Source organism: Bacillus sp. CR71 (genome assembly GCF_003429245.1).
Taxonomy (GTDB): domain Bacteria; phylum Bacillota; class Bacilli; order Bacillales; family Bacillaceae_G; genus Bacillus_A; species Bacillus_A thuringiensis_S.
In genome coordinates this window covers 4,140,286-4,141,731 of sequence record NZ_CP031748.1, presented here as the reverse complement: position 1 = coordinate 4,141,731, position 1,446 = coordinate 4,140,286, and the positions used below count along the sequence as shown (strand labels likewise).

Sequence of the window (1,446 nt, the reverse complement as noted above, 5' to 3'; positions counted from 1 at the left end):
TGAAGTGACCCCTAAAAGTTAGACACGGTTATTTGATTAGGCAGCTTGATAAAAGTGAGTCCGGTATTGTACCGGGCTCATTTTTAATTTTGCCTTAATCCGTTTCGTATTATAATAATCTATATATTTTTCTAATTCTATTTTAAAGTGCTCTACATTTTCAAATTCTTTTATGTAGAGGAACTCCGATTTCATAATCCCAAAGAAATTTTCTATTACTGCGTTGTCGTAACAGTTGCCTTTTCGAGACATACTCTGGACGATAGCTCTTGATTCTAGTGTACGGACGTATTGTCTCATTTGATAATGCCATCCTTGATCCGAATGCATCAGTAGCTGGTGCGTTTCAGGTAAACGTTCCAATGCTTTCTCTAACATGTCTGAAACAAGCGAATACGTCGGTCTAGAACCAATTGTATAGGTAATAATTTCACCATTATACAAATCTAATACAGGTGATACATACAGTTTTTCTCCAAACAATTTAAACTCTGTGATGTCTGTTACCCACTTTTGATTCGGTGCATCTGTATGAAAATTACGCTCTAAAATATTAGGTGCAATTCTACCGACTTTTCCTTTATAGGATTTATATTTCTTCATACGCACAACACACTTTAACCCAAGCTCTTTCATAATGCGCTGAACCTTCTTGTGGTTCACTTTCTGGCCACGATTCGTTAATTCATCACGAATGCGACGGTAACCATAACGACCTTCATTTTCCTCATAAATCGCTTTAATCTCAGCTTTCAAATCGGCATCTACATCTGGACGATTCATTTTCTTTACTAAATCATAATACGTGCTTCGAGGAATAGTAGCTAGCTCCACGAGTGCCTTCACCGAATATTTATGCCTTAATTCATAGATTACTTGCGCTTTGTCTTGTTTTGTGATTTTTCCTTGTTTTGAACTAAGGCATTTAACTTTTTTAAGTACTCATTTTCCATCTCAAGCTGTTTAATGCGTGCTTCAAGTGCTTCGACTGACCCCTCAGCTAAATGTTGTTTTAATTGTTTATTTGAATCTTTTTTCATGGATGGACGCCCCTTTTTCTTAGATTGAAGGGCATCAATTCCTTGTGTTTCGAGCTGTTTTTTCCAAACAGAAATCGTTGAAGGGGCAGGAATATTAAAGATAGCTGCCGTCTCAAATAAGGACATACCGTTTTCAATCATAAAGTTTAGTACGTCTAGTTTAAATTGTTGTGTGTAATTTGTACATCGTTTTAGAAAAGCTTCCAGACCATTCTGTTTATATTGGTTTACCCAATTCAAAATGATTGTGTCACTTATACCGAGCGATCTACCCATTTCTCGATAACTTTCATTTCCGTTCAAATAACGTAGAACGATTTGTATTTTTTCATCAGCTGTAAATTTAGCCATAGAAAAACTGCACCTCCAATTGTTAGACTGTGTCTAACAATTGGGGTGCAGTTCA

At 36.2% G+C, this 1,446-nt stretch carries 1 protein-coding gene; it reads right to left on the bottom strand.

All coding sequences use genetic code 11. From position 1 onward, the window contains the following. Positions 1-36: 36 nt before the first annotated feature. Positions 37-1,391, bottom strand: a protein-coding gene (locus tag DOS87_RS20680; protein WP_208730123.1) for an IS3 family transposase whose coding sequence is annotated in 2 segments (ribosomal slippage) — positions 37-938 and positions 938-1,391 — 1,356 coding nt in all. Because the reading frame shifts where the segments join, the coding sequence is not laid out codon by codon here. Positions 1,392-1,446: the final 55 nt, after the last annotated feature.